Genomic DNA, 20,079 nt, shown 5'->3' with positions numbered 1-20,079 from the left:
GCGGCACGGCATACGCTCGGGCGGTGCCAGGGCGACCGGAAGGCTTCGAGTTCGGGGAGCGTGGCAGGGAGGTCGTGGTGCTGCACCACGGTCGCCGCGCCACGGTCCTTCGAGGTGCGCGCGCCCGGGAGTTCCTCGAGGACGTCGAACGCGGCGACCCGCAGGAGCTGATGGCCCGGGTGACGGGCAACTACCGGCGGGGCAACGAACGCCAGGCGCGCGAGCACCCACGCAACCGGGGCTGACGGCTGGCCCTCCGACGTCCGTCCAGCTGTTCGGCTGCGGGCTACGGGGAGAGGAACTGGACGCGGGTGCTGTCCGAGAAGCGCACGACGAGGGTCGCGCTTCCCGGGTGGTAGGGACAGGGGTCCACCCTCTCGGTGCATGGCACGAGGAACATCTTGTCGCCGTTCTGGACCAGCAGCCGCAGGCCGCGGTACCGGTAGCGGAACGTCTGTCCCTCCTCCGGCTGCAGGACTGCTTCGGACACGTCGGCGTTGCGCAGGTAGAGCCGTTCGCGGGTGTCGAGTACGACGCGGGGCAGCTCGTTGAGCCGGCTGGCCTGCTCCTGGCCCAGCCCCGCTCCTGACCACTGCGCGAGGGTCGCGTTGGTCCAGAAGACCGCGGCGGCGACCGTGAGCCACAGCGCGACTCGCAACCGGACCGGTCCGCGCCGCACCCCCATCACGTATGCCGTGATGCCGGCTCCCAGCGCGAGCAGGACGGGCGTGACGAGCGGGTAGTAGGTCCACCGTCCGATGGCCGGGTAGGCGAACAGCACCAGGAGACCTACTCCGACGATCGTCGTTCCCAGCACGAGAGCCGCACCCGTGTGTCCGGTCAGTCGTGGTCCCAGCCAGCGGCTGACCGCGATGCCACCCGCCACCAGGAGGAAGAGGACGAGAAGGGGCACGAGCAAGGGCTGCGGGCTACGCATGACGAACGCCTGGGTGGACAGCCCGATGGTGTCCACGTCGAGCCCGAAGTACAGGTACTGCGCCCGGGTCGAGACGTAGCCGAAGTAGAACAGCAGGGTGCTGAGTGCGGTGGCCGGGGCGACGATGTTGCCGGCGAAGCTGTAGACCCGGTCCCACGACAGGCCGCTGGAAGGTTGGCTCGGCTCGGGGTTCGGCCCCGTGCTCGGCCCCGTGCTCGGCCCCGTGCTCGGCCCTGTGCTCGGGTCTGGGCTCGGCTCGGCGCCGGTGTCCGAGCTGGGGTCAGGGCTCATCGTCAGGTCGTTCCGGGCTCGGGCAGGGGCGGCACCGTGAGCTGGACGGAGATCTGCTGCTGGTGGCCCATCGCCGCCACGAATCGTCGGCAGGTGGTCGAGTCGTTGTGCGGGCAGTAGACGAGGCCGGCGAAGCCCACCGACGGGCTGGTGTTCTCGGGAATGGTGCCGACGAGCCGGACGAGCAGGTCGCAGCGCTGGGCAGCCGACCGGAAGATGTACCCGACACAGTTCGGCTGCGAGGTACCGCAGCCACCACGCACCACCTGGAAGACCTTCGGGGTGAACAGCGGCGCCGTGATCTCGACCGCCAGGCCGCGCGGGATCTCCCCGTTGTTGTCGACGATCCAGGACACCTCGGCGCACTGCAGCGTGGGATCGTCCTCACGCAGCTCGGACCCCCCGCCGACAGGCAGCCGGGCGACCGAGATCGAAGGGTTGCCGTTGCTGCTGGACGAGGCCGCAGTGGTGGGGTCGGTGCCCTCGGCGGTGGGTTCCGGCTCGGGGGCCGGCTCGGACGACGACTGGTCCGAGGTCGAGCTGCCGGACCCGCCACCGCCGCCGGGTCCGGCGCAGGCGGCCAGGGAGAGAGCCAGGAGCACGGCGAGGAACGTCCGTAGTGGTCGGTGCCAGCGGGTTTCCATCTCAGTCACCTCCGAGCTGAGGCACGAACTGCGCCAGCAGGCTTGCCAGCAGCGGGACGAACACGCTCAGCGCAGTCAACGGGTTACGGACGATCGACTGGTCGAGGTGCAGCACTGATGAGAGCCGGTCCCGGCCCTCGATCCACTCCGCGGTCGGGCGTCCGTTCTCCGGCAACGGATGGCAGTCGTCGACGAACTCCATGGCCCGGGCGCGCCACGCCGCCCCGAGCGGCGCCGCCATCACGCTGAGCAGGAAGGCGAACACCGCACCGTAGAGCAGCACGTTCGACGCGGGGAAGGCCTCGGCGCAGGCCACCCCAGCCGCGCCCGACGCGGGTGCGGGCTGACGGGCGAGGCACTGGTCGTGGGCGACGACGGCAGCAGACCGCAGGGCTCCCGCGGTCACGATGGCCGCGACGACGCCGGTGGCGAAGGCTCCGGCAGTGGCCAGCAGGAGGCGCCACAGGTCGACCAGCCGATCCAGGTGGTGGGCCAGCGCCTGCGCGTGTGCGTGGGCCCCGATCTGACCGGCCTCGACCCGGTCCAACGCCCTGCACGTGTCGTAGGCGAGCCACACGATGGTGAGCCACGGGACGGACCCCAGCAGGCCGGCATACAGGACGGCGCGGGAGCGCCAGCCCATCTCGCCGACGGGCACTGGAACAGCTTGGCCGAACTTCCACTGCACTATCGCGAGCAGCGACGCCGACACCGCAGCCACCACGACATATGGATGGGTGCGCGGGGATGTCGCCGGCAGGCCCCACTGGGTGGGGTTGCGCAGCAGCCGCACGCCCTGGACGAACAGCAAGCCGAACATCGCGATCGACAAGGAGGCCACGAACTTCCACGCGACCCAGGTCACCGTCGTGACGAACTCCCCGCTGCCGTCCGCAGACGAGCGCTCCCCGATGCTGAGCAGCGCGATCCCCGCTGCGATGACCCCGAGGAAGCCGAGCCCGAGCAGGGGAGCGGGCCATGCCGCGCTGGGCGACCCGTCCGGTCGACGTCTCCCTGGCTCGTCCGGGAGGCTCAGGTGATAGCCGTGGTCCACAGGGCGCTCCACGTGCGCGGACCCACCTCGCCGTCGACGGTCAACCCCTTGTCCTTCTGGAAGGCGCGCACGATGTGGTCGGTCTTGGGCCCGAACTCCCCGTCGACCGTGATCTTCCAGCCCCGCGCCTTGAGCCGCTGCTGCACGGCGCGCACCCCGGCGCCGGTCTTTCCCTTCACCATCAGGCCCGGGAACGCCGGCACCGCAACACCTTTCGCGGCGAGGGCGACAGGCTGGGCCGCGGTATGGGCTGCGGCCTTGGCCACGCTGCCGGCGTAGCTCGGGTAGCCGTAGCCGACGATGAAAGCGGTCGACCGGTCGTGCACCCACACGCCGTCGGTCTTGCCCTTGATCGCGGCGTTCCCCTCGATCGTGCGCACCCGGCCGTTGCCGAGGTCGTCGATCACCAGGCCGATGTGGTCGATCGCCGCGATGCTCCGGCCGCCCTTCCAGTCGAAGAACACGGTGGCACCGGGACGGGGCTCGGCGCCGAACCGCCCCTGCTTCTGCCACCACTGCGCGCAGGCGATGGTGCCGGCGAACTTGCCGAGCAGGTCGTAGTCCCCAGCCACCTCGAAGCCCATGCGGGAGACGAAGATGTTGCACCAGGCGACGCCGTTCCAGCCGTAGTCCGCGCCGAACGGGGTGCGGTTGCTGCCGGGTGGGGACTCGATGGTGCCGCGGTGCTTCAAGGCGGCAGCGAGGACGGCGGACGCGAGTCCCGCGCCCTCGTGTTCGCCGCCCGACGGCAGCTCCACCGACTCCTGGTCGACGTCGGCGTCACCCTCCTTGGGGCCGTTGTCGGTCTGCTGCGGTTCGGCTTCGACCTCGCCGAGCGAGTTGGTGCTCTCCGGGTCGGTGATGGTCATCTCATCGTCCTTTGCCTCAGGCCAGGGCGTCGGCGATGGGGCCGGCGACGTCCGGATCGGACAGGTAGTCCTGGATCGAGTGGGGGTCCGACGGGTTCTGGGTGCGCTCGTCGCGCATCGCGTCACTGCCCGCCGCGAACAGAGGGGTGAGTGGGTGGACCAGTGCGACGACGTCGTGCTCGTCGTAGACGTTGAGCCAGCGGAGGGTGCCGCTCACCGGGTTGATGACGGACGGTATGCCGCGTTCGGCCGCCCCTTCCGGGCCGCCCCAGAGGTTGCGCTTCACGGCGGGATACCCGTCGGGGCAGCCTGCCGTCACGAACAGGCGTACCCGGGCGGAGCCGGCGTAGCGCTGCAGCGCGTCGTAGGCGACGCAGCTGCCGAGGCTGTGCCCGACGACGACCACGTCGCTGTGGCCGTCGTCGGTGATCTTGGCGAGTGAGGTGGTGACGACGGCCTGCACCTCGTCGCGCATGGCGTCGTCCTCGAGGTAGTAGGCCACGTCGCTGAGGAACTGGGTGATGATGAGCTGCGGTGCTCCCGTCTTGTCGCTGAGGAACCGCAGTGCCTCCCGGACCACCTTGGGCTTGAGCAGGTCGCCCCACGAGGCTTCTTCGCCGGCGGCGCGGGACTTCTCGACGTCGCGTGCTGCGGCCGCGAGCTCGGGCTCGCTCTGCTCGAGCCGGCGCGAGGCGACGAACCCGAGCTCGGCGGCTGCGTCGAGCACCATGTCGTCGGATGTCGTGGCGGCCAGCGCCTCGATCGACGTTCCCTCGAGCTCCGGAGTGCGGCCACCCGCCTTGACGTGCTTGGCGATCGCGTCGGCCAGCACGTTGCCGTAGTAGGGAAAGTAGACCGCGTCGGGAGTCACGCCGGGGCGACCGGCGAGGGTCATCCCCTTGGCGAGGCCCGCGAGCCACTCCCGCCGCTTGGCCGCGACGAAGTCCGCGACGGAGGAGTCCGTGCGAACCAGCCCAGCCGGCATCTGTTGGCTTCGTCCGTGGACCAGCAGCAGTGCGGTGCTCATAAGTTTCCTCCCAGTCCGAGCAGGTGGCTCACCATGTCTGGTGCTTCCGTGCCGTTGCTCGCGTCGATGGTTCGTGATGTCAGGTCCTTGACGATCGCGGAGATCCGGATGCCGCTGTTGGCGATCCAGATCCGTTTGCTCTCAGGGGTGTTCGCGTCGGCGAGATTGCCGTCGAGGTCGACGAACTGCCCCTGGGCGTTGCGCTTCTGCTCGCTCGCGTGGTGGAGGCCGATGAGCTCCCAGGTGTCGCTGAGCAGGGGAGCCCCGGACGAGCCCGGCTCGGTGTCGGCGTCGTAGAGCAGGTACTTGGGGTTCTCCACGCCCTGGGCGTCGACGAGCGGGCCGCTGAACGTGTTGTTGCGCAGGGTGACCTCGCGATGCCGCCCTTGGGGGTGCTGGATCACGTTGACCGACTGACCCTTGACGATCTTCCCGACGCCGCCGTGCAGGGCGATGTAGCCGAACGTCTCACTCGGGGGCTTGTCGTCCACCGGCGCTACGGCCACCAAGGTGAAGTCGAGGTCGTCCGCCGGGCTCGTGACGAAGCACTTCTCGGGTTGCAACGCGACCTTGGTGGGCTGGCTCGCGCCGTCCTCGTCCTCGACGTAGCGGAACCACGCGATCGTGTCGGCGGCTGTCTCGACCGAGTCGAGCACGTGGTGGTTGGTCATCAGCAGCCACGGTGAGACGAGGAAACCGGTGCCCATCTCGACGGCTGTAGTGAGCTTGGCGACCGCGTCGGCGCGCTTGGCGCCCGTGGTCAACCACCATCCGGGAAGGAAGTCGGCGTTCTTGAAGATCCGCTCCAGCGTCTCGTCGACCACCGTCGGGGGAGCGTTGTTGGGCACCGGCGCGCCCTGACGCCTGGCGTAGGCCACCTTGCGGGCCAAGGGTTCGGTGCGCCAGGCATCCTGCTTCGCCGAGCGCACCTGCTCAATCTGCTCGACTGACGCAGGCTCGGGGGTGAAGGTGGACTCGGGCAGCACCGCATTGGGACCCGGCCCGGCTGGGGGGTCGGGAAGTGCACTCATGATCGCCATCCGCGTAACGCCTCCGTGGTCGTCCTTGCTGCTGGTCGGAGGGGCTTCCCTGCAGATGCCTCAGTATGACCACGATGCCGCCCGGACGGCATCAGCAAGATGACGTACATACGATCAGGCACGACGACGCTTGGCGCCCTGGGTGGGCTTGGCGCCTGAGCTGATCAGCCGCCAGGGATGACGCGCAGACGGGTTCGTGGTGGCAGCAGGATGCGCATGCTCCGGCCGACGCTGACGGGTCGGCCGTCGGTCTCCCAGACGGGCTGGATGGCCTCGTCGGTCAGGAACCGCTCGAGCAGCCGGGCGGGGATGGGGCCGGCGCCGCCGCGCCAGGCGCCGTCGGTCGACAGGTGCAGGTAGACCCGGTAGTGGCTGGACCGGCTGGTCGAGGTCACGGTGGACAGGGACCGGTGGGCGATCTCGGCCAGCGCGTCGGCGTAGGTCGGGCGGTCGCCGGTCACGTCCGACAACCCATGGTCCGCCAGCCCATCGGTGGCATCGGCGCCGCCCGACTGGGCGGTGAAGAGGGCGTCCTTCGCTTCCTTGAGGGCTTGTTCGACCAGGGCGCCGATGGTGGCGGGTGCGCTGTAGCGCAGCTGGAACCGGTCGTCGCGGTCGTAGTGCATCGACAGGTCCGGTCGGGCGCAGGCCCGCTGCTCCGAAGGGCTTTTCTCGGTCGTGACGTCGGAGGCGGGTTCGGGTTCGACGTTGAACGCGTGACGGGACACGGCGCGACGCAGCTGCGGCACGGTCATGTGCTGGGCGAGCTCGCCGACGGAGCGCTGGTAGGAGGCCGGCACGTGATGCGCCACGACCGCGGCCTGGTCCAACGAGAGCCGCCCGGCCGTGACGGACGCGGCCACCACCGGTAGCTCGGTGCGCCGTCTCGCTACCGCGACCACGTCACGGGCGTGGGCGGGTGACAGTCCGGCCCGGACGACGAAGTAGTGCTCGGCCGAGGTGAACCCGCCACCACCCCAGTGCCCGCCCTCGATCAGCTCGACGGCGACGTCGACCAGGTCCGCGTGGGCCCGGTTCAGCCGGCCGGCCACGGCAGCGGTGCGCGTCCACAGGTCGCGTTGGACCTCGTCACGCTGCACTGCCACCGGGCTGATCGACATACCGCAATCGTACACTTGTTCGAATCACGAACCAAGACCCCGGGCATCGAATTCTATTGCGACGAAAGCGAATTGGGTCGACGCGAGAACCGATCTGGCCGTGGTGGGCCGTCAGCGGGCGAGCAGGTCCTCGAAGGGCACCGGGTCGGCGAACTCGTCGACCTGTGGGGCGTTTGACGCCTTGGCCGCCCGACCCCCGCCGCCGGTGACGAGGTCGGCAAGCTCCGCAGCGGCGACGGTGATGCGGTTCGAGAGCCCGGTATCCACCGTGCCGCCCGTGCCCCAGTCCTCGGAGGCGGCAAAGACACCGGTCGGCACCGTGATCGCCTTGAGGTAGGCGAACATCGGCCGCATCGCGTGCTCGAGGACGAGCGAGTGTCGAGCCGTGCCAGCCGTTGCAGCCATCAGCACCGGGGTCCCGCGCAACGCTCCGTCGTCGAGCACGTCGACGAAGGTCTTGAACAGCCCGCTGTAGGACGCCTGGAACACCGGCGTCACCGCGATCACCGCGTCGGCATCCCGCACCGCATCGAGGGCCTCGCGCAGCCGACCGGTCGCGAAACCGGTCAGCAGCGTGTTGGCCAGGTCGTGGGCGTGCTCGCGCAGGTCGACGAAGGTCACCTCGGTCTCCTCGCCGCGCTCGAGGAGGGCGTCCTCGAACGCGTTGGCCAAGCGCTCGGCGAGCAGGCGCGTGGTGCTGGGCTGGCCGAGGCCGGCTTGCACCACGACGATCCGGCGAGTGGTCATCGGGAGACCTCCTCCAGGTCCTGGGTGCTGTGCGTCTCCGCGTTCGCGGCCGCCGCGGCGAGCCGGCTGGCGTGGGTGGGGGCGTCGGGCACGTGGGCCGGCTTGCGGGCTGCCGCGATCTTGCGCAGCTCGGGGACGACCTGGGTGCCGAGGATCTCGACCTGCTCCATCACCGCCTGGTGGGGGAGTCCGGCGTGGTCGAGGAGGAACAGCTGGCGCTGGTAGTCGCCGACGGAGTCGGCCATCGCGGCATACCGCTCGATGACCTGCTCGGGCGAACCCACGGTGAGCGGTGTCTCGCGGCTGAACTCCTCCAACGACGGTCCGTGGCCGTAGACCGGCGCGTTGTCGAAGTAGGGGCGGAACTCGCGCACCGCGTCCTGGCTGTTGGCCCGCATGAACACCTGGCCGCCGAGCCCGACGATGGCCTGGTCCGCGGACCCGTGGCCGTAGTGCTCGAACCGACGGCGGTAGAGCGCCACCATCTGCCGGGTGTGGCTCATCGGCCAGAAGATGTTGTTGTGGAAGAAGCCGTCACCGTAGTAGGCCGCCTGTTCGGCGATCTCGGTGCTGCGGATCGAGCCGTGCCAGACAAAGGGAGGTATGCCGTCCAGCGGACGAGGCGTGGCGGTGAAGGACTGCAGCGGGGTGCGGTACTTGCCCTCCCAGGTGACGACGTCCTCCGTCCAGAGCCTGCGCAGCAGGGCGTAGTTCTCGATCGCGAGCGGGATGCCGTCGCGGATGTCCTTGCCGAACCACGGGTAGACCGGTCCGGTGTTGCCGCGGCCCATCATCAGGTCGACGCGGCCGTCGGCGAGGTGCTGCAGGGTCGCGTAGTCCTCGGCGATCTTCACCGGGTCGTTCGTGGTGATCAGGGTCGTCGAGGTCGACAGCAGGAGCTTGTCGGTCTGCGCGGCGATGAACCCGAGGGTCGTGGTGGGGGAGGATGGCACGAAGGGCGGGTTGTGGTGCTCGCCGGTGGCGAAGACATCGAGCCCGACCTGTTCGACGTGGCGGGCCAGCTCGACCGTGTTCTTGATCCGCTGGTTCTCGCTGATGGTCGTGCCGGTGGTGGGGTCCTGGGTCAGGTCCCCGACGGTGAAGATCCCGAACTGCATCTGGCTCGCGCTCCTTGGTAGTTAGTTGCGAATTCAACTACCTGAACGAGGTCCAGGTGGGTTTCATTCCGAGCGGGACGCTGCCGGTCACTTCGGTGCGGTGGCCAGACCGGAACAGGTGCTGGCCTGCTTCCAGAGCTTGAGCAGTCGGGCGCTGTTCACGGCATCGGGCTCGCGGGGGATGCCGTCCGTGCCGATCAGCATCGGCGTCCAGACCGCCTTGCGGACCGCGCTGGACGTGCCCCGCTTGGTGCCGCGGGCGGCGTCGACGTCGATCGACAGCGTGAGCACACCGGATCGCGCGTCTGGCTCGTTGCTGCGCCACCACACGAAGTTGCCGAACCCGTAGTCCACATAGGCACGGCCCAGCCAGCCGGCCCCGTTCACCCGGTGCGAGTGGCCGCCCACGACGATGTCGGCGCCGGCGTCCTCGAGTGCCTTGGCCGTCTGGACCGACAGCTGGTCAGGGCACGCCTGGTAGTCCAGGCCCCAGTGCAGGAACACCACGACGAGGTCGTACTTCGCGGCCGCCGCGGACACGGCCGACCGGATCCTGTTGACGGGACTGGCGCTGGCGATGCCGCCCTTGTCCGGACCTGCGGCGTAGCGCGCGAGGGTCATCTCGAACACCTCGGACGCCCCGAATACCGCGACCTTGAGTCCCTTCGCCTGCAGGATCGCCGGCGCGAAGGCCTCGTCCTCGTCAGCCCCAATCCCCACGATCGGGATGGGGCTCGCTTTCTTGGCGGCCAGGGTGTCCTTGAGCCCGACCGGCCCGAAGTCGACCCCGTGGTTGTTGGCCATGCTCACCGCGTCGATCCCGGCGCTCTTGATCGTGTCGAGGGCCGACGCGGGGGCGCGGAAGTGGAACTCCTTGCCGATCTTGGTCCCCCGCTCGGTGATGGCGGTCTCGAGGTTGACCATCGCGAGGTCGGCCGCGCCGAGCGAGGACTGCAGCTCGTCCAGGCCGTGCGGGTCCCGCGCGAGCGGTGCCACGTAGTCCTCGAAGTGGACGTCCCCGGCGAAAGCCATCGTCAGGGTCCCCGGATCCGGGGGAGTCGTGGTGCTGGTCGTGGGGGAGGCAGGGGTCTGCGACGGTGCTGGCACTGCGGTCGTCGACGCCTGAGCAGGCGGCTGCGTGCCGGCCGGCGCAGCCTGCGGTACGCCTTCGCATCCCGCGACAGCCAGCGCCAGCACGGCGGCTGCCACTGCGTGGGCGAGAGGGCGCATGATCGGTGAGTGTAGGTCGCCCTAGGATCGCCACCGTGGAGGCGGCGACAGGGCACGCACGGTTCGGTGGCCTTCTCGCCACCCACCCGGTGGAGGTCCGTCACGACGTGGACGCCATCGAGTCGGGGTTCTGGGCCGTCGTCGCAGAGTTCGAGGGCGACGTCACCGCAGTCCGCTTCGAGACCGTGGACAGGTATGCCGCGGCCCCGCCACCCACGCCCTGGTCACCGCTGGAAGGTGAGTGGGACAGCAGTCTGGACCACGCGGCATACCTCGACGGGGTTGCCGAGATCCGCGAACGGATCGCCGCCGGCACCGTCTACCAGGTGAACCTCTGCCGCGTGATGTCGCACGAGCTCCCGGACGACGCGGACCTCGAGGGCCTGGCCCGCCTGCTCGAGCGGGGTAACCCCGCCCCGCACGCCGGGCGGATCTGGGTGCCGTCCGCCGGGCTCGATGTGGTGTGCGCGAGCCCAGAGGCGTTCCTGCTGCGCGACGGCGACCGGTTGGAGTCCCGCCCGATCAAGGGGACGGCGACCAGCATCGAGGCGATGCTGCCCAAGGACTACGCCGAGAACGTCATGATCGTGGACCTGGTGCGCAACGACCTGTCGCACGTCTGCCGGGAGGGGACGGTGCGGGTCGACCACCTCTGCCGCCCCGAGGAGCATCCGGGGCTGGTCCACCTCGTGTCCGCTGTGTCCGGTGAGCTGCGCCCGGGAGTGGGGTGGTCGGAGCTGATGGCGGCGACGTTCCCGCCGGGGTCTGTGTCGGGGGCGCCAAAACACACTGCGTTGCAAGCGATCGCGGACCTCGAGACTGCCGATCGCGGTCCGTACTGCGGTGCCGTCGGCTGGATCGATGCCGACGAGGGCACGGCGGAACTCGCGGTGGGCATCCGGTCGTTCTGGGCAGAACGGGACGACGCCGGTCGGCGATGGCTGCGGTTCGGGACGGGTGCGGGGATCACGTGGGGGTCCGACCCTGAGCAGGAATGGGTGGAGACTCAGGTGAAATCCCGACGCCTGGTGGGGCTGGCGTCTGGAAAGGTGGAGGCATGAGCAGCAACGAGCCCAGGGTCTGGGTCAACGGCAGGCTGACGGGGGTGGACGAGCCGTCGATCACGGCGCTCGACCACGGGGTGACCGTCGGCGACGGAGCGTTCGAGACGGCCAAGGTCGACCGGGGCCGAGTCTTCGCCGCGACCCGCCACGCCCGCAGGCTGGACCGGACGCTGGCCGGGCTCGGCCTGCCGGCGGCCGACCACGACTACATCGCGGAGGGCGCCAAGGCGGTCCTCGAGGCCGGCCACGAGATCGAGTTCGGCCGGTTGCGTTACTCGGTGACCGGGGGAGCAGGGCCGCTCGGTTCGGACCGGGACGACAGCCCGCTGACCTACATCGTGACGGCCGGCTCGCAACCGCGACCGCCCGGCAGTGCGTCGGTGGCGGTGGTGCCGTGGACCCGCAACGAGCGCTCCGCCGTGGCGGGTCTGAAGACCACGTCGTACGCCGAGAACGTGGTCGCCCTCGCCTACGCCAAGGAGCGCGGGGCGATCGAAGCGGTGTTCGCCAACACACGTGGCGAGCTGTGCGAGTGCACTGGCTCCAACATCTTCGTCGTCGTGGACGGTGCGATCCTGACGCCGCCCCTCGACTCCGGCTGCCTCGCGGGGATCACCCGCGAGGTCACCATCGAGTGGTGCCTCGAGGACGGCATGGAGGTGCGGGAGGAGACCCTGCCGCTGGACGTGCTCCGTGAGGCGGACGAGGTGTTCATCACCAGCAGCACCAAGGACGTGCTGGCCGTGCACGGTGTCGACGACCGGGCCGTCGAGCCGGGACCGGTGACGGCGAGGGCCGCGGCGGTGTTCGCCCGGCTCTGCGGCGAACGGTTGGACCCGTGATCGATCGCGACGGGCAGGTCGCGTCGGGGGAGTCTGTCGCCGAGCAGGAGGACGACGACTGGGCGTGGCGGCGCAAGATCCGCTCCAACCCGCACACGCACCGGATCTACAAATGGGTCGTCGGGATCGTCGGCGCGGTCATCACCATCGGCGGGCTGATCCTCGTCCCCGCACCCGGACCCGGCTGGGTCATCGTCTTCGTCGGCATCGCGATCCTGGCCTCCGAGTTCGAGAAGGCCCAGCAGCTGCTGACCTGGGGCAAGGCGCGACTCAAGGACTGGAACGACTGGCTGTCACCCAAGCCGCTCTGGTTCAAGGGCCTGGTCGGGCTGGTCACGCTCGCCCTAGTCCTGGCGATCTTCTACGGGCTGTTCTTGCTGTCCGGCGTCCCCGGTTTCATCCCCGACTTCGCCGAGGACCGGATCAAGGAGCTGCCAGGGCTCTGAGGACCTGCGTCAGGCCGCCGGTGACGACGCGAGCCACCCTGGTGGCTGGTCCAGGTGCCGGGGTGGTGACCACACGGCATACCCCCGGATTTCACCTGATCCGCCCGATCCGGCTATTCTTCGGCAGGCCCGACCGTCACCTGGTGACCAGGGCACTGGACGTGTAGCTCAGTTGGTTAGAGCGTTCGCTTCACACGCGAGAGGCCATGGGTTCGAGTCCCTTCACGTCCACCACGCGTGCAACTCGACCACGCCGCCCCCGGGATCCGGGTGCGGCTTCGTCGTGCATGCCGGGACGGGTGAAGGACGGGTGCATGACGGGTGTCAGTGGCGCCGAGGACCGCCGGGCATAGCATCCGCAAGGTGAGCGACTCCCTCAGTGCAACCACTGTCTCCCTGACCGGAGCCGACGGGGCGGCGGTCGAGGCCTACCTCGCCCGACCGGACGGCCAGCACACACGTGGTGGCGTGGTGGTCATCCACCACCTCCCCGGCTACGACCGGGCGACCAAGGAGATGGTGCGCCGGTTCGCCGAGCTCGGCTACGACGCCATCTGCCCGAACCTCTACTCGCGTGAGGCGCCGGGAGCCGACCCTGCCGACGCGGCCGCCATGGTTCGGGCGCAGGGTGGCATCCCCGACGAGCGGCTCGTGGGCGACGTCGGCGCCGCAGCGGCCTACCTGCGTGGGCTCTCCACCAGCAACGGGAAGGTCGGCGTCGTCGGGCACTGCTCGGGTGGCCGGCAGGCCGTGCTCGCGGCGTGTCACCTCGACCTGGACGCGGCAGTCGACTGTTACGGCGCGTTCGTGACCGGAGAGCCGCCGGCGGGGTTCCCGCTCAAGGTGACCAATCTCGTGGACCAGCTCCCGTCGCTGCGGGCGCCCCTTCTCGGGCTGTTCGGGGTCGAGGACAAGACCCCGAGCCCGGACCACGTCGCGGAGCTGGGGCGGCGGCTCGACGAGCTCGGCAAGCCGCACGACCTCCACTCCTACGACGAGGCCGGGCACGCGTTCTTCGCCGTCGACCGGCCGAGCTACCGGGTGGCAGCCGCCAACGACGGCTGGGAACGGATCAGCGCCTTCTTCGGCGCAAACCTGTCTGCCGACAACTCGCAGGAGTCCTGACATGTGCACGTACGCAACGGTTTCCGAGCAGGTCGACGGCAGCGCGAAGGGGCCCGGCGGCCAGTGGTTCCACGTGACCGACGCGACCGTCTACTACGACCACCCGGTCCACGCCATGGCGGACCACACCCTCAACATCGACCTGGCCGACCCATCGCGCGGGCCGGGCGCGAGGCTCGCCGTCGAGCTCACCCGCGACTCGGCCACCCGGCTGGTTCGCGCGATCGAGGTCGCATTGGCCTCAGCACCCGAAGGCGTGTGACGAATGTCCTCTCAGGTCAACGAGATCCACATCTTCCCGGTCCACGGCGAAGCAGGTCAGGACCTGCGCAACACCGTGGTCGAGCCCGAGGGTCTGGCGGGCGACCGGCGCAAGAAGGCGGCGGTCCAGGTGGTCGCTGCCGAGGACGTCCGACCCGACACCCGCGCCAACCTGGTCGTCTCCCTGGACTCGGCGGACCTCGCTGCGAGCATCGGCAAGGTGCTCCGCGTGGGTGCCGTCGAGCTCGAGGTCACCGGAGCTCCGAGCAACTGCCCGGGCGTGTATGCCGCGGTGCGGCGCCCGGGGGACCTGCAGGTCGGCGACCAGGTCGAGGTGGTGGACCGTGTCGACTGAGCGCGCGTCGGGGGACCACTTTCCGGGAACCCACGTGACGGCTGTCGGCACAGCGGCATAGGGTCGAAGCGTGACGGACATCGTCGACACCGGGCAGGGGCAGCCGGTGAGGGTCAACACCGATGCCCAGGCCCGCCACGACCTTGCGGTGGGCAGGCTCGCCGCGAGCTACCGCGCCATCCCCTCCGACGCGCCGGTCCGGCTCGCCAAGAAGACCTCCAACCTGTTCCGAGCCAGGGCGGCCTCCGACGCACCCGGTCTGGACGTCTCGGGCCTTGGGGGCGTCATCGTGGTCGACGCGCAGGCACGCACCGCAGACGTCCAGGGCATGTGCACCTACGAACACCTCGTCGAGGCGACGTTGCCCCACGGGCTGGCGCCGCTGGTGGTGCCGCAGCTCAAGACCATCACCCTGGGCGGGGCGGTGACGGGACTCGGCATCGAGTCGACGTCCTTCCGCAGCGGTCTGCCGCACGAGTCGGTCGTCGAGATGGACATCCTCACCGGCGCCGGCGAGATCGTCACGGCTCGGCCCGAGGGCGAGCACGCGGACCTGTTCCACGGGTTCCCCAACTCCTACGGCACCCTCGGCTACGCCACGCGTCTGCGCATCGCCCTCGAGCCGGTCGAGCCGTTCGTGGCGCTGCGACACCTGCGCTTCCACGACGTGGAGTCCCTGGTCGCCACGATGGGCGCGATCGCCGACACGTCGGAGCACGACGGGGTCCGGGTGGACTACCTCGACGGCGTGGTGTTCTCCGCGACGGAGTCCTACCTCACCCTGGGCACCAAGACCGCTGCACCGGGTCCGGTGAGCGACTACACCGGTCAGCAGGTCTACTACCGCTCGATCCAGCACGACTCTCCTGTGCCCAAGGTCGACCGGCTCACCATCCACGACTACCTCTGGCGCTGGGACACCGACTGGTTCTGGTGCAGCCGGGCCTTTGGTGCCCAGAACCCCCGCATCCGCCGGCTCTGGCCCCGCCGCTACCGCCGGAGCTCGTTCTACTGGAAGCTGATAGGGCTCGACCACCGCTACGCCATCGCCGACCGGCTCGAGGCGCGCAAGGGCCAGCCTCCGCGAGAGCGCGTGGTGCAGGACATCGAGGTGCCACTGGGGCGCACGGCTGAGTTCGTCCACTGGTTCCTGCGCGAGATCCCGATCGAGCCGATCTGGCTGTGCCCCGTGCTCAGCCACGGGTCCTGGTCCCTCTACCCGTTGCGACCGGGGGAGACCTACGTCAACGTGGGGTTCTGGTCCAGCGTTCCGCGCGACCCCTCCGGGCCCGAGGGTGCCGCCAACCGCCTCATCGAGGAGCAGGTCACCGCCCTCGACGGCCACAAGTCCCTCTACTCCGACAGCTACTACGACCAGAGCCAGTTCTGGCGGCTCTACGGCGGAGACACCTACGCCGCACTGAAGCGGCGCTACGACCCGGAATCCCGACTGCTCGACCTCTACTCCAAGGCGGTGCAACGCAAGTGACGATCCTCAGGACCAACAGGTCTGACTCCAACCACGGTTCCCAGGCTCCCCAACGACTGTCGATGGCCCAGATCCTCGACGCCCTGTCAGCCGATGGTGTGCCGTTGCGGTTCACCGCCTTCGACGGCTCGGCCACCGGACCTGCCGACGCCGCCTATGGACTCGACCTCAAGTCGCCGCGGGGCGCCAGCTATCTCGCGACGGCTCCCGGTGACCTGGGGATGGCCCGCGCCTACGTTGCGGGTGACCTCGACCTGGTGGGCGTCCACCCGGGCGACCCCTACGAGCTCCTCAACGCGATGGGTGACCTGCACTTCAGGATGCCGCCGCCCAAGACCGCGGCGGCCATTGCGCGCTCACTCGGTGTCGAGCTGCTGAAGCCGCCACCCCCGCCGCCCCAGGAGGTGCTGCCGCGGTGGCGTCGCGTGGCCGAGGGGCTGCGCCACAGCAAGGTCCGTGACGCCGAGGCGATCCACCACCACTACGACGTCTCCAACACCTTCTACGAGTACGTCCTCGGCCCGTCGATGACCTACACCTGCGCCTGCTACCCGCACGACGGCGCCACCCTCGAGGAGGCGCAGGAGAACAAGTACCGCCTTGTCTTCGACAAGCTGCGCCTCAAGGAGGGTGACCATCTCCTCGACATCGGCTGCGGCTGGGGAGGCATGGTCCGGTATGCCGCGCGGCGGGGAGTGCACGTCATCGGCGCCACCCTCTCGGCCGAGCAGGCGGCCTGGGCCCAGGAGGCGATCCGGCAGGAGGGTCTGCAGGACTTCGCCGAGGTGCGGCATTCCGACTACCGGGACGTGACCGAGACCGGGTTCGACGCTGTCTCGTCGATCGGGCTGACCGAGCACATCGGGGTGCGCAACTACGCGGCCTACTTCGCCTTCATCAAGGACCACCTGCGCACCGGCGGCATGCTGCTCAACCACTCCATCACCCGCCCCGACAACCGTCGGACGTCGACCGGTCCGTTCATCGACCGCTACGTCTTCCCCGATGGGGAGCTGATCGGCTCCGGGACCATCATCGCCTCGGCGCAGGACGCCGGGCTCGAGGTGCGCCACGAGGAGAACCTGCGTGAGCACTACGCGCGGACCCTGGCCGGCTGGTGCGCCAACCTGCAGGCGAACTGGGACGCTTGCGTCGAGGAGGTCGGTGAGGCCACTGCACGGGTCTGGGGCCTCTACATGGCGGGTTCGCGGGTCGGCTTCGAGCGCAACGTCGTCCAGCTGCACCAGGTCCTGGCCGTCAAGCTCGACGACCGGGGCAACGCAGGACTCCCACTGCGACCGTGGTGGAACGCCTAGTGGAGCAACGACTTTCGCTGGTCACCCTCGGAGTGGCAGATCTCGCACGGGCTGAGGCGTTCTACACCGCCCTGGGTTGGGAGCGGGGCAACAACGAGGACGAGGTGGCCTTCTTCCAGTGTGGCGGCCTGGTGGTCGCCCTGTGGGACCGCGGCTCGCTGGCCGAGGACTCCGCAGTCGAGGACAACGGCGGCTGGGGCGGGGTGACGCTGGCCCTCAACGTACGCAGCCCGGACGAGGTCGATGAGGTGCTCGAGCAGGCCGCGGGTGCCGGGGCGGTGATCGGCAGGCAGGGTGCCGAGACCGTCTGGGGCGGCTACTCGGGCATCTTCGTCGACCCCGACGGTCACCCGTGGGAAGTCGCGCACAACCCGTTCTGGACGGTCACCGACGACGGCCGGACGCTGCTGCGCAGCTGAGCGACTGATCAGCTGCGCGACCCGGCCTACCTGAGCCGCTGGCGCCGGTCAGGCCAGCGGTGCCAGCAGCTCGGTGCCCAGCCACTCACGCGGGATGCCGAAGGCATCGACCAGCTCCTGGGCGTGCGGGCGCAGGGACGCGCACAGGTCGTTGACCGCCGCGGTCACCTGCTTGCTGCGCGCCGGGGTGATCCGACCGTGCTCGAGGAACCAGCCCTTGTCCGCCTCGATGCTGCTCAGTGCGTAGAGGTCGCAGACCCGCGCCAGGGTCTGCGCGGCAGCGGGATCCTCGCAGGCGTCGATCCCCGCGACGAACGACTCAAGGATCACCCGGTCGACATGAGCGCGGGCCGCCTCGATGACGTGGTCCTGCGACTCGTTGAACACCGCGAACAGGTCGGCGCCGGGCTTGCCCGCCTTGCGCAGGCGCAGCGCCAGCGTCTCGAGGAGGTGCTTCTCACGGTCCTCGAACAGGTCGAGCTGCCAGCCGCGGTCGGTCGGGCCCTTCTCGCTGTCACGGCCCGGAGCGGAGTCGATGAGCCGCTGGATCAGTCCGCGCGCGGAGGTCCGCTCGATGACTGCTCCGGCGAACTGGCGTGCGCCGAACTTGGCCATGCCGAAGGTGTCCAGGTCGCCGAACGCGTCGCGGTAGTCGGTGAGCAGGCCCTTGGCGACCAGCTGGAGCAGCACCGTGTTGTCGCCCTCGAACGTGGTGAAGACATCGGTGTCGGCCTTGAGCGCCGGGAGGCGGTTGACCGCGAGGTAGCCCGCGCCGCCGCAGGCCTCGCGACAGGTCTGGATCGTGGTCGTCGCGTGGGTCGTCGCGACCGCCTTGATGCCTGCTGCCCGCGCCTCCAGCTCACGCTGCTGGTGCTCGTCGGCAGCATCCCCCGCGGACTGCACGTCGTGCATGAGGGACACCAGCTCGTTCTGGGCGAACTGCAGCGCATAGGACCTGGCCAGCGCCGGGAGCAGCTTGCGCTGGTGCACCCGGTAGTCGAGCAGGATGACCTCGTCGTCGCCACCGGGAGGCGCGAACTGGCGCCGGTGCCCGGCATACGTGATCGCCAGCGTGAGCGCGCTGCGGGTCGCCGCGCCGGCGCCGCCGGCCACGCTGATCCGCCCGCGCACCAGGGTGCCGAGCATCGTGAAGAACCGTCGCGTCTGGTTCTCGATGGGGGAGGTGTAGGTGCCGTGCTCGTCGATGTCGCCGTACCGGTTGAGCAGGTTGGTCCGCGGCACGCGCACCTGGTCGAAGGTGAGTCGCCCGTTGTCGACTCCGGGGAGGCCTTCCTTGGCTCCACAGTCGCCGATGGTCACGCCCGGCATCGTGGCGCCGGAGTCGTCGCGGATCGGGACGAGCACGCAGTGGACGCCGTGGCTCTCCCCGCCGGTCACGAGCTGCGCGAAGACGGCAGCCATCCGCCCGTCCCGCGCCGCGCCGCCGATGTAGTCCTTGCGGGAACGCAGGTCCGGGGTGTGGACGACCAGCTCGTCGGTGTCGGGGTCGTAGGTCGCCGTGGTCCCGAGGGACTGCACGTCGGAGCCGTGCCCGGTCTCGGACATCGCGAAGCAGCCCGGGAGGGAGGCGTCGATGATCGACGGCAGGTATGCCGTGTGGTGCCGTTCGGTGCCGAGGTTGGCCACCGCGCCGCCGAACAGGCCCCAGTGCACGCCCGCCTTCACCATGAGCGACAGGTCGGCATGGCCCAGCAGCTCGAAGGCCGTGACCGACCCGCCGAGGTCGCCGTTGCCGCCCATCGACTTCGGGAACCCCCGCTTCGGGTGACCGGTCGCGGCGAGAGCCTGCACCTGGTCGGCGATCCGGGCGCGGTAGCCCTCGAGGTCCAGGGGCTCGGACGGCGGGGCGAAGCGCCCGGGGTCGAGGTCGGTGCGGGCTTCGTCGCGAAGCGCGGCCCAACGACCGTCGAGACTCTTCTGGATGGCCGTGGCGAGGGTGGTCATGTGTCCTCCTGGGTGGGGGTGTCTGCGGGCCAGGCGGCGCAGAGGCCGCCCCAGGCCAGGTCGGTGAGGTGCTGGGTGAGCTCGCTGCGGCTCATGGCGGCGGAGTCAGCGAGCCACTGGTCCGCGGCGGCGCGCACCATGCCGACCAAGCCGGCACCCCAGACGGGCGCGGGGGTGGTGCTGCGACCGGCGCTGCTCAGCGCCTCGGCGATGACTGCAGCCATCTGGGCCGCGATGTGGTCGGTCACGGTGGCGGCGGGGTCGCCCGAGGTCTGGTCGAGCAGCGGTGCGGTGACCACGAACCGGTAGACCTCGGGGTCCTTCTCCACCAGCGTGAGGTAGGCGTCGACGGCGCCGGCGATGAGGTCGCGAGGGGAGACGCCGGTGGTGGAGGAGTCCTCGCCCGAGGCGGCGGTGGCCTCGCCCAGGTTGCGCAGGATCAGCGCGTCCACGCTCTCGCACACCGCGGCATACAGGCCCTGGCGGTCGGTGAAGTGGCGGTAGATCACCGTCTTGGACGTGCCCGCCACGGCGGCGATGTCGTCCATGCCCACTCCGGCGCCGTGGCGGCGGATGGCCCGCAGGGTGGCCTCGACGAGCTCGCGACGACGGGTGGCCCGGTGCTGGTCCCAGCGGGTGCTCCGGCCATCGGTGGTGCCGTTCGTGGTGGTGCTCACGGGTCCGGACAGTAGCAGGTACTGGGTGTACCTGCTACTGTC

The 20,079-nt window shown here is 69.9% G+C and carries 22 protein-coding genes and 1 tRNA gene; 11 read left to right on the top strand and 12 right to left on the bottom strand.

Translation table 11 applies throughout. The features are described from left to right. The first annotated feature begins 23 nt into the window (after positions 1 to 23). Positions 24 to 245, top strand: coding sequence for a hypothetical protein (locus EAH86_RS06850; protein WP_140738067.1), 222 nt, complete (start codon positions 24 to 26; stop codon positions 243 to 245). Between the two features lie 41 nt (positions 246 to 286). Here EAH86_RS06850 and EAH86_RS06845 read toward each other — a convergent pair whose 3' ends face one another. The 10 genes from EAH86_RS06845 to EAH86_RS06800 form a co-directional block, all read right to left on the bottom strand. Continuing rightward, positions 287 to 1,228 (bottom strand): hypothetical protein, encoded by a 942-nt coding sequence (locus EAH86_RS06845; protein ID WP_206665758.1) that lies wholly within the window; start codon positions 1,226 to 1,228, stop codon positions 287 to 289. Positions 1,229 to 1,230: 2 nt separating this feature from the next. Beyond that, complete coding sequence (locus EAH86_RS06840) at positions 1,231 to 1,872, bottom strand: hypothetical protein (protein WP_140738064.1); 642 nt, start codon at positions 1,870 to 1,872, stop codon at positions 1,231 to 1,233. Between the two features lies 1 nt (position 1,873). Continuing rightward, a complete protein-coding gene (locus tag EAH86_RS06835) occupies positions 1,874 to 2,926 on the bottom strand; it encodes a hypothetical protein (RefSeq protein ID WP_140738061.1) in 1,053 nt (350 codons plus the stop codon). Further along, the gene (locus EAH86_RS06830) at positions 2,905 to 3,795 is read right to left on the bottom strand and encodes a peptidoglycan-binding protein (RefSeq protein ID WP_140738058.1); all 891 of its coding nucleotides are present in this window, start codon (positions 3,793 to 3,795) and stop codon (positions 2,905 to 2,907) included. Before EAH86_RS06830 ends, EAH86_RS06835 begins: the two co-directional genes overlap by 22 nt. Before the next feature lie 16 nt (positions 3,796 to 3,811). Then, complete coding sequence (locus tag EAH86_RS06825; RefSeq protein ID WP_140738055.1) at positions 3,812 to 4,822, bottom strand: alpha/beta fold hydrolase; 1,011 nt, start codon at positions 4,820 to 4,822, stop codon at positions 3,812 to 3,814. Then, positions 4,819 to 5,853 carry a trypsin-like serine peptidase gene (locus EAH86_RS06820; protein WP_161988582.1) on the bottom strand — a complete coding sequence of 345 codons (1,035 nt, stop codon included), beginning with the start codon at positions 5,851 to 5,853 and terminating at the stop codon, positions 4,819 to 4,821. Before EAH86_RS06820 ends, EAH86_RS06825 begins: the two co-directional genes overlap by 4 nt. 173 nt (positions 5,854 to 6,026) lie before the next feature. Beyond that, a complete protein-coding gene (locus EAH86_RS06815) occupies positions 6,027 to 6,983 on the bottom strand; it encodes a DUF222 domain-containing protein (protein ID WP_140738049.1) in 957 nt (318 codons plus the stop codon). Positions 6,984 to 7,094: 111 nt separating this feature from the next. Next, entirely contained in the window at positions 7,095 to 7,730 is a 636-nt protein-coding gene (locus EAH86_RS06810; protein WP_140738046.1) for an FMN reductase, read from the bottom strand. Then, complete coding sequence (locus tag EAH86_RS06805; protein ID WP_140738043.1) at positions 7,727 to 8,848, bottom strand: LLM class flavin-dependent oxidoreductase; 1,122 nt, start codon at positions 8,846 to 8,848, stop codon at positions 7,727 to 7,729. Before EAH86_RS06805 ends, EAH86_RS06810 begins: the two co-directional genes overlap by 4 nt. Before the next feature lie 87 nt (positions 8,849 to 8,935). Continuing rightward, entirely contained in the window at positions 8,936 to 10,078 is a 1,143-nt protein-coding gene (locus tag EAH86_RS06800) for a CapA family protein (RefSeq protein WP_140738040.1), read from the bottom strand. A gap of 35 nt (positions 10,079 to 10,113) precedes the next feature. On the opposite strand from EAH86_RS06800, the gene EAH86_RS06795 reads away from it, so the two are divergent. The 10 genes from EAH86_RS06795 (at position 10,114) to EAH86_RS06750 (ending at position 17,395) form a co-directional block, all read left to right on the top strand. Next, entirely contained in the window at positions 10,114 to 11,139 is a 1,026-nt protein-coding gene (locus EAH86_RS06795; RefSeq protein ID WP_140738037.1) for a chorismate-binding protein, read from the top strand. Further along, a complete protein-coding gene (locus EAH86_RS06790) occupies positions 11,136 to 11,984 on the top strand; it encodes an aminotransferase class IV (protein ID WP_140738035.1) in 849 nt (282 codons plus the stop codon). The genes EAH86_RS06795 and EAH86_RS06790 overlap by 4 nt, the downstream gene beginning before the upstream one ends. Further along, positions 11,981 to 12,430 (top strand): TIGR02611 family protein, encoded by a 450-nt coding sequence (locus tag EAH86_RS06785; RefSeq protein WP_206665757.1) that lies wholly within the window; start codon positions 11,981 to 11,983, stop codon positions 12,428 to 12,430. Before EAH86_RS06790 ends, EAH86_RS06785 begins: the two co-directional genes overlap by 4 nt. Before the next feature lie 157 nt (positions 12,431 to 12,587). After that, a tRNA-Val gene (locus EAH86_RS06780) sits at positions 12,588 to 12,664 on the top strand. Between the two features lie 129 nt (positions 12,665 to 12,793). Further along, complete coding sequence (locus EAH86_RS06775) at positions 12,794 to 13,555, top strand: dienelactone hydrolase family protein (protein ID WP_140738032.1); 762 nt, start codon at positions 12,794 to 12,796, stop codon at positions 13,553 to 13,555. 1 nt (position 13,556) lies between these two features. After that, positions 13,557 to 13,817: a DUF6295 family protein gene (locus tag EAH86_RS06770; protein ID WP_140738029.1), complete on the top strand. Its 261-nt coding sequence runs from the start codon at positions 13,557 to 13,559 to the stop codon at positions 13,815 to 13,817. Positions 13,818 to 13,820: 3 nt separating this feature from the next. Beyond that, positions 13,821 to 14,171, top strand: a complete 351-nt coding sequence (locus tag EAH86_RS06765; RefSeq protein ID WP_140738026.1) for an MOSC domain-containing protein — start codon at positions 13,821 to 13,823, stop codon at positions 14,169 to 14,171. 70 nt (positions 14,172 to 14,241) lie between these two features. Next, positions 14,242 to 15,660: an FAD-binding oxidoreductase gene (locus EAH86_RS06760; RefSeq protein ID WP_241668242.1), complete on the top strand. Its 1,419-nt coding sequence runs from the start codon at positions 14,242 to 14,244 to the stop codon at positions 15,658 to 15,660. Further along, positions 15,657 to 16,976: a class I SAM-dependent methyltransferase gene (locus EAH86_RS06755; protein WP_241668241.1), complete on the top strand. Its 1,320-nt coding sequence runs from the start codon at positions 15,657 to 15,659 to the stop codon at positions 16,974 to 16,976. Before EAH86_RS06760 ends, EAH86_RS06755 begins: the two co-directional genes overlap by 4 nt. Continuing rightward, on the top strand, positions 16,961 to 17,395 hold the full coding sequence (locus EAH86_RS06750) for a VOC family protein (protein WP_338325232.1): 435 nt from the start codon (positions 16,961 to 16,963) through the stop codon (positions 17,393 to 17,395). The genes EAH86_RS06755 and EAH86_RS06750 overlap by 16 nt, the downstream gene beginning before the upstream one ends. Positions 17,396 to 17,443: 48 nt before the next feature. On the opposite strand, the gene EAH86_RS06745 is transcribed toward EAH86_RS06750, so the two are convergent. Beyond that, on the bottom strand, positions 17,444 to 19,360 hold the full coding sequence (locus EAH86_RS06745; RefSeq protein WP_140738023.1) for an acyl-CoA dehydrogenase: 1,917 nt from the start codon (positions 19,358 to 19,360) through the stop codon (positions 17,444 to 17,446). Then, positions 19,357 to 20,037 carry a TetR family transcriptional regulator gene (locus tag EAH86_RS06740; protein ID WP_241668239.1) on the bottom strand — a complete coding sequence of 227 codons (681 nt, stop codon included), beginning with the start codon at positions 20,035 to 20,037 and terminating at the stop codon, positions 19,357 to 19,359. The genes EAH86_RS06745 and EAH86_RS06740 overlap by 4 nt, the downstream gene beginning before the upstream one ends. Between the last annotated feature and the right edge of the window lie 42 nt (positions 20,038 to 20,079).

The sequence above is a fragment of the Pedococcus bigeumensis genome, assembly GCF_006438965.1.
GTDB lineage: Bacteria > Actinomycetota > Actinomycetes > Actinomycetales > Dermatophilaceae > Pedococcus > Pedococcus bigeumensis_A.
Note: the sequence above shows the minus strand (reverse complement) of the source record. Positions and strands in the feature narration are given on the sequence as shown.

Bases quoted from the DNA above. Each gene is read 5' to 3' on its own strand.
- EAH86_RS06805 (WP_140738043.1), bottom strand. From the start codon at position 8,848: ATGCAGTTCGGGATCTTCACCGTCGGGGACCTGACCCAGGACCCCACC.
- EAH86_RS06765 (WP_140738026.1), top strand. From the start codon at position 13,821: ATGTCCTCTCAGGTCAACGAGATCCACATCTTCCCGGTCCACGGCGAA.
- EAH86_RS06830 (WP_140738058.1), bottom strand. From the start codon at position 3,795: ATGACCATCACCGACCCGGAGAGCACCAACTCGCTCGGCGAGGTCGAA.
- EAH86_RS06770 (WP_140738029.1), top strand. From the start codon at position 13,557: ATGTGCACGTACGCAACGGTTTCCGAGCAGGTCGACGGCAGCGCGAAG.
- EAH86_RS06800 (WP_140738040.1), bottom strand. From the start codon at position 10,078: ATGCGCCCTCTCGCCCACGCAGTGGCAGCCGCCGTGCTGGCGCTGGCT.
- EAH86_RS06790 (WP_140738035.1), top strand. From the start codon at position 11,136: ATGAGCAGCAACGAGCCCAGGGTCTGGGTCAACGGCAGGCTGACGGGG.
- EAH86_RS06825 (WP_140738055.1), bottom strand. From the start codon at position 4,822: ATGAGCACCGCACTGCTGCTGGTCCACGGACGAAGCCAACAGATGCCG.
- EAH86_RS06745 (WP_140738023.1), bottom strand. From the start codon at position 19,360: ATGACCACCCTCGCCACGGCCATCCAGAAGAGTCTCGACGGTCGTTGG.
- EAH86_RS06820 (WP_161988582.1), bottom strand. From the start codon at position 5,853: ATGAGTGCACTTCCCGACCCCCCAGCCGGGCCGGGTCCCAATGCGGTG.
- EAH86_RS06810 (WP_140738046.1), bottom strand. From the start codon at position 7,730: ATGACCACTCGCCGGATCGTCGTGGTGCAAGCCGGCCTCGGCCAGCCC.
- EAH86_RS06815 (WP_140738049.1), bottom strand. From the start codon at position 6,983: ATGTCGATCAGCCCGGTGGCAGTGCAGCGTGACGAGGTCCAACGCGAC.
- EAH86_RS06840 (WP_140738064.1), bottom strand. From the start codon at position 1,872: ATGGAAACCCGCTGGCACCGACCACTACGGACGTTCCTCGCCGTGCTC.
- EAH86_RS06845 (WP_206665758.1), bottom strand. From the start codon at position 1,228: ATGAGCCCTGACCCCAGCTCGGACACCGGCGCCGAGCCGAGCCCAGAC.